The organism is Flavobacterium sp. CG_9.1 (assembly GCF_015751645.1).
Taxonomy (GTDB): Bacteria; Bacteroidota; Bacteroidia; order Flavobacteriales; family Flavobacteriaceae; genus Flavobacterium; species Flavobacterium xanthum.
In genome coordinates this window covers 76,511-84,618 of record NZ_JADOVC010000007.1, presented here as the reverse complement: position 1 = coordinate 84,618, position 8,108 = coordinate 76,511, and the positions used below count along the sequence as shown (strand labels likewise).

At 36.3% G+C, this 8,108-nt stretch carries 1 protein-coding gene; it reads left to right on the top strand.

Annotation, left to right across the window (positions count from 1 at the left end; all coding sequences use genetic code 11):
* Nucleotides 1-1,212: 1,212 nt before the first annotated feature.
* On the top strand, nucleotides 1,213-7,827 hold the full coding sequence (locus IWX83_RS05685) for a GEVED domain-containing protein (protein WP_196828259.1): 6,615 nt from the start codon (nucleotides 1,213-1,215) through the stop codon (nucleotides 7,825-7,827).
* The last annotated feature ends 281 nt before the right edge of the window (nucleotides 7,828-8,108 follow it).

Sequence of the window (8,108 nt, the reverse complement as noted above, 5' to 3'; positions counted from 1 at the left end):
ATTTTGACCAAATATAACGTATTCGTTCTTGACCTTTTTATGGTTTACCGTAAAGACACCATTTTATGGTTAAAAAATTAATACAACAAAAGCATATAGGTTAAAAAAACTATTAAATGACAATATCATATACAATTTAGAGCTTTATTGATAGCGCTGCAATAGATGTGTAATATTTTGATACCTTGATAAAGGAAAATATAAATTTAAGAAGAATAGATAAATGATTTCGCTATTAACTAAATTCCTTCTTAAAAAATCGAAAGTAAAATTAAAGTTTTATAGCATCTAACTATTATCGAAAATTCTTTAGATAATCTAATCTGTTTTTACAAATCGACACCACATTTTTCATGATAATCGGATGTTTTCGTTTTTAATATTTGTAAAAAAAATGTCTGTCATATCAATTTCCAGCCTACTTTCAATAAGTCCATACCTGAAAATTGATTGGTACTGAACATAGATACGGCAGAATAAATTTAGATATATTTGAAAGAGTGCTCTTCTTTTGATAGCTATCAAAAAAATCTACCGATTAAATAATTTAATAATTCTGTCATGATTAAAAGCTACTTTCTGAAGGTTATTTAATACATAACCATGCTTGCTATTTCTTATGAAGTCATTTGAATAAAAAGATTGAAAGACTTATTAAACCCCGAACACTCCAAAGTTACAAGATGCAAAACAGTATTGATCTTTAACAAAAAAAACTTAAACGAGTGCATTTGTAAGCTGTTGAAAGCAACGGATGCTTGAACATTTTTTAGTAATTTAAATAGTGTATAAAATTGAATAATTCTATGGATTATCTGCAGAATTTTTTCTCACAAAAGAGCACCATGATCGACACTAATACATTTCGTAAGTTGAAAGCAATGTTTATGCTATATTTCTTTCTGGATTAGCCATAAATCAATAATAAGAGGCGTCAAATTTTAAAATACTGCTATTTAGAAATTAATATAAGAAGGATCTACAGCGCTACATTCTGGTTTACCAAACTAAAAGTCTCCACCGTTTAAGTATAAATTTTAACCATCTAGCTCATAAAACAAATAAACAATTAAATAACTATTTTAGCAACAAATAGTCGACTAAGTACATAAATAAAAGATAAACAGCAAAATAATTAACGATTATTAAAAATGAATTTTGTTTTTATATTTAAAAAAAATTACTTTTGGTGCCAAAATAGCATGAACAATAATGGAAGAAAACTACTTTATAAAAAATAATGATTCTCAAAATTTTACAGCTAAACCTAATGGAATCTCTTCTGTTTTGGTAAAAAATAAAAAGCAACCTTTCCTTGTCTTTTTAAGTATTTTCTTAATGATATTTTTAGGAATTAAAATGAATGGGCAAACCACTACTGTAACTATTTCAACAATTGGTGCTGGAACTTGGAAAGTACCTGCCGGTGTTACAGGTTCATTTACTGTTGAAGCATGGGGAGCTGGTGGATCTGGAGGAGGTGTTAATGGTGTTAATATAGGAGGTTCTGGGGGTAGTGGTGGAACTAATGTAAAAACCACTTTTTCGAGTATCACTGCTGGAACAACATACAATCTTTACGTCGCTCCTACAACAAATCCAGGGACTTTAGGAGCGGCAGGTTTAAATGGAGCCAATTCTTGGTTCAACACCGCTACTATTTTAAATGCAAATGGAGGTATAGGTGGTAAAGGCGGAACTTCAAATGGACTTGCAGTTACTGCAATTACAACAAGTAGTTTAGGAACTGGAACTGGAACTAGTATTACTGCCGGCGGATCAACTGCGGCAGCTACAGGAGCAAATGGCTCTACGGGAGGCGCAGGGGGAAATTCAGGCGGAGCAGGCGGAGCCGCTGTTGGAGGTTCCAGCAACAACAATTATAGAGATGGTAATTTTGGAAACTCCCCAGGTGGTGGTGGTGGTGGATCAACTGTAGGTGGTGGTAGCGGAAGTTTAAGTTATGGAGGACTGGGTGGTCGAGGTGAAATTAGAATCACTTTCACTTGCCCAACATACGTAGTTAACGCAGGATCAAATCAAACTTTAACAACTTGTGCAACAACAACAACTTTATCTGGCAGTGCAATTCCTGCAGGAACAACAGGAAGATGGTCGGTAGTATCTGGAACAGCTACAATAACTACGCCATCGTCACCAACTTCTGGGGTGACAGGATTAATTATAGGATCAACAGCAACCTTACGTTGGGCCATCTCAAACGGTGATTGTGGTACTACCTCTTCTGATGTAACAATTACAACAACTGCTGGACCTGGGTGTTTAACCTATTGTACACCAACATACTCTGTCGGTTCTGGTACTGGGGATCAAATCACTAATGTTACTTTAGGTACTTTAAATAATACTAGTGGCGCTTCTGTATCCCCTTTCTATACTCTTTACAATACTGTTACCAAACCTAATTTATTACAATCTTCAACCGCTTCAATAGCAGTAACTTTTGGTACTGATGCTAATCAATATGCTGGAGTTTGGATTGACTTCAATCAAAATGGAATTTTTGAAGCTACTGAAGGAACAGTTTCTGCTGTTAACGCTGGTGCAAATGGAACAACGGTTATCAATATTCCCGTACCGGCAGGTGCTATCTTAGGAAATACGAGAATGAGAGTTCGTGGTGGAAATGATTCTGCGCTTATGACTAGTCAGGCTTGCGGGGCAACAACTAGTACTTATGGTGAAACTGAGGACTATATCGTAAATATTACTATTACACCAAATCCAACTATTACTAGCTTAGGATCTACGAGCGGATGTATCGGTACTTCAATTACGATTAACGGTACAAATTTTACAGGAGCTACCGCTGCAAATATTAAAATAGGAGGTACAGCCGTTTCATCTATAATATCAAATTCTGGAACACAAATTATTGCTGTTATCGGAGCTGGTACTACAGGCCCCGTAACAGTCACTACTTATGGAGGGGTGACGGGAACAAGTTCCGCTACTTTTACAGTAAATCCTCTGCCTTTACTAACTGGACAACCTGCTACACCAGCTGTTGCATGTGCAGGAGCTAATACAACAACAATATCTGTAACAGCAACCGGGGCAACAACTTATCAATGGCAAAAAAACGGTGTAAACATTTCCAATACCGCACCTTTTAGCGGGACTAGTACTGCCACATTAATAATAACAAATCCTACCATAGCTCTAAATGCTGACAATTTTAGAGTAATTGTATCCAATGAAGCGGGATGCGCAGTAACTTCGAATGCCGTAACACTCTCAGTAACGGCTCCAACCGTGATTTCATCAAATCCAGTTAATGTAACAATTGCTCCAGGAGCAAACGCTTCTTTCACAACAGTAGCAACAAATATCCCAACAAGTTATTTATGGGAGCTAAGCACCAATAGTGGCGGCGCTTGGTCAACAGTTACAAATACTGGTGTATATTCTAATGCCACAACTGCGTCCCTAAAAATTACGGCAGCCCCTCTTTCAATGAACAGTTATCAATATAGAGTAACTGCCATCAATGCCTGTGGAAATTCATCTTCTTCAAGTGTGGCAGTTTTATCAGTGGTTACGTATTGTACTTCTTCAGGAAATACAACCGCGGCAGGAATAACGGGAGTTATTTTTAATACAATTAATAATACCGGAACAGCAGTAAATGCTGCTTATACTGATTACACTTCAATCTCTACCACGGTAATTAAAACACAACCTTACAACATAAGTGTTTTTGTAAACACATTAAATAGTTCCATTTACTACCAAAAAGTATGGATAGATTGGAATGGTAACGGAGTCTTTACGGATGCTGGAGAAGAATATTCACTAGGAACCGTAACCAGCAATACAAATGGGCTGTCAAGCTTATGCCCATTATCTATTACCGTTCCAGCAGGTGCAACAACTGGTTCTGTAAGAATGCGCGTGCAATCAAAAAATGGTTCATACACCACAACTTCATGCGATACAGGTTTTACTGGAGAAGTTGAAGGATACACGCTAAATATTATAGATCTTATACCTTGTACAACACCATCGACACAACCAACTGCCTTAAACTTAGTATCCCCGGCAGGAGGAACTACAATCACCGGTACTTTCACCGCTGCTGCGCCAGCTCCAAATAGTTATTTAGTGGTAATTAGCACCTCTTCTGCACCACCAACTCCAGTAAATGGCACAACCTACACCGTTGGAGGAACAGTTGAAACTGGCGGATATCTGCTTGTAGATACTGATAATAACACTTCTTTTACCGCAACCGGATTGTCACCGGGAACTCAATATTATACCTATATCTTTTCTTTTAATGGTCTTTGTTCAGGAGGACCATTATACAATATTGTATCTCCTCTTAACGAAACAATTACAACTGCCACTGTTTTACCGTCTGCTTATTGTGCTCCTTTAACAAAAAATTCACAAGTTGCTACCAGATATATAAATAATGTAAATTTTATTGGGACATTAAACGACATATCCAATTTAACAACAGGCTACTCTTCAACTCCTAACAATGGATATCAAAACTTCACAAGCAATACCAGTAAAGCAATTCAAGCCCAAGGTGAAGGAATTAATATATCAGTAGAAGCTAATGCAAGAGGAAGATGGAAAGCATGGGTAGACTGGAATAAAAACGGCATATTTGATGTTGCAACCGAACAAGTATATGATTCTTCAGCAGCAATTCTCACAACTACTTTTGGATTCATAGTACCTCCTAGTACCGCTCCAGGAGATTATAGGATTAGAATTAGAATTTACAATAGCTTGTATCCAACTGGTCCTCCCGGCAATCCAACTATTAATGAATCTTTCGCTTACAATTTTGCTCCATGTGATCTATTTGATTCAAGAAATGTAAATGGAAGTACTGCTTCAGAATACGGAGAAGCAGAAGATTATTTATTTACAGTAGTTTCTAGTTGTAATGCAATAATTAAAACTGTTTCAAATGGGGCTGTTTGTGGTGCTGGCCCAGTCACCTTATCTGTAACTGGTTCTGTTGGCACAACTAGCTATCATTGGTACAACTCTTTAACAGGAGGTACTGAAATACCAGATGTTAATACAGCAACGTGGATAACTCCAACATTATCTAGTAATACAACTTATTATGTTACTGCTGATAATGGTACTTGCGAATCTAAAGTAAGAACACCTATAATTGCTAAAGTAAGTCCACTTCCAATTTTAACATTTACACCAATTAGTCCACAAGTTTGCGGTGAAAATGATATAATAACGCTAACAGCCTCTGGAGATACTGAACAGGTTTTTTTAATAGACGAAAATTTTGAAGGTGGGGGCTTAGGCGTATTTTCAAACTCAAATATTTTGAGTAATCCCGCAGTTGACAGCAAAACAATGTGGAAAAATCGCACCAGCACATTTATACCAGATGGTCTGACATGGTATCCTGCAATTTCTTCAAATTTCGGTTCCAATAAATTCGTAATGACTACTTCTGATATAGGATCGTGTGGCCCTTCTTGTTTTTACAAAGTTGACAATGCATTAGTTTTTCCAATTATTAATTCAAATTCGTATACGGATTTAAGATTAACTTTTAGAATGTATTATTCAAGGTATTTCCCTGATGGAAATTCAGCATACAACGGAATAGAATATATGCAGGTACAAGTTTCTACAGATGGTACTACTTGGGTAACAATTAACGGCAACATAATTACTGATAAGGGAATTGGAACCCGATTCTCAGACATGGACTATGATTTAAAATCTTATGTCAACCAAGCTAATTTAAGAATTAGAATTAGATATTATAGTGAATCGTGGTGTGATGGAGCTGCAATTGACGACGTTAAGCTATTTGGAACAAAACCATTAAGCAGTAGTTTTAATTGGACTAGTGCCACCCCTGTAGATGCCTACAGCGATTCAGCATGTCTAATTACATACAAAGCGGGAACACCTACTGCATCCGTTTACATAAAACCAACATTATCGCAACTAGAACAAGGCACATTTACATTTACAGCAACTTCCCTTTTATCGAATGGTTGTTCTGCTGGGACACCAATTACGGTAACTAACACCACTAAGATTTGGCAAGGAACTTCAACTGACTGGAATTCTTTAACAAACTGGTTGCCATCTGGAGTACCCACTTCCTCTAACTGTGTTATAATCCCAGCCACAACTGTCATTCCAGATAGTAATTATAATGCTTTCGCAAAAAACCTAACGGTTAAATCAATAGGCGACTTGACCCTCTCTTCTACAAGTAACCTTACCGTTACTGACTTTGTAAATGTACATACAAATGGGATTTTCAACATAAGAGATAAAGCCAACTTGATTCAAATCAATAATACTCCAAATACCGGGACTGTAAATATTGAAAGAATTTCACAGCCAATGTATAATATCGACTACACCTACTGGAATTCACCTGTAACTTTAGCTTCTAATTTTACATTAGGTTCATTATCTCCAAATAGTCCTTTGATGTTTTCTTGGATACCAACAGTTTCTGCAGGAACTGGTGGTAGCTGGCAAAATGAAAATAACGCTACAATCATGGACCCTCGCAAAGGGTACATAGTACGTGCTCCTAATACCTTTAGCTCATCAATCAAAACGCCTTACACAGCCACATTCGTAGGAACACCTAACAATGGCACCGTAACTTCGCCCATTATAAAAGGAACTTTGACAGGAGTCGTTGATGTAGATGCTGAAAATGATGAGTGGAATCTTATAGGAAATCCCTATCCATCAGCAATTGATGCTGGATTATTCTTAGAACTTCCTGCTAATATAAATTCCATCAATGGAACAATATATGTTTGGACCCATAATACAGCACCAAGCGCAGCAGAACCTGATCCTTTTTATGGAGATTATGCATTAAACTATACTGAAAATGACTACGCTTCATTCAACAGAACGGGCGGAGTATCGACAAGATCTTCTGCAACGACGGGAGGTTCGCCTCCATCAGGATATATAGCTTCTGGACAATCTTTTTTTGTGAGAGCAGCCAATACAATGACTCCAGGTACAACTGCCGCAACTTTCAATAATAGTATGCGAGTAGGTGTAGAAGGAAAGAATGGTGATTTCTTCAAAATGAATAAAAACCAAAAAAACGAAGCAATTCCAAAAAATGTTTCAGATATAGAGAGACACCGTATCTGGTTGAACTTAACTAATAACTCGGGCGCTTTCAGTCAAATACTTGTAGGGTATATTGAGGGTGCCACGCAAGGTTTGGACAGGAGTTTTGATGGAGAATCCTTCGGCGGAAATAATGTTGGCTTCCATTCCATTATACCTGAAGCACAATTAACCATTCAAGGGCGTGCATTGCCATTTGATGAAAACGATCAGGTTTTACTAGGCTACTATTCTGAAATTTCAGGAAAACTATCTGTAAGAATTGACCATTTAGACGGGCTCTTTGTCAATCAAAATATTCTTTTAGAAGATAAGGAATTAGGGATTATCCATGATTTAAAAGATACACCGTATGTTTTTCAAACAGAAATTGGTGATTTTGATGAACGTTTTGTGCTCCGCTTTACTGATAAAAGTCTTGCAATTAATGACCTTACCAACGAAAATACAATTATTATACATTACACGCAATCCAATAAAATTTTGAATATCGCCAATAAAACGGGAGACAATACGATCGAATCCGTATCTCTTTACGACATTCAAGGAAAATCAATTTCAAACTGGGAGATTACTGATAAAGAGCAAACGAATATTAAAATTCAAGTTCAAAACGAAACGTCAGGTGTATATATCGTAAAACTCAAAACTACCAAAGGAAATAGCAGCAAGAAAATTATTATTAAGTAATTTAAATTGCCATTTTACCATCACAAAAACTTCTCTTCATCGGGAAGTTTTTTTTTGATCCTACAAAACCAACTGAACGGAGAATTTATGAAATTGTGCTCCAAAAATCATTTTAAATTTTTATTTTAAAAATAATTATAAACTTACATTTTTTAGTTTTTTATGCTTTTAATCGATTTTATAGCTACTTCATCTGATTTATTTAATTTATAAGTTTAATTTCGAGCTGTAAAAAGATCTTTTTTGAGGATTTATTTTTACTCCACCTCGTTACTTGACCC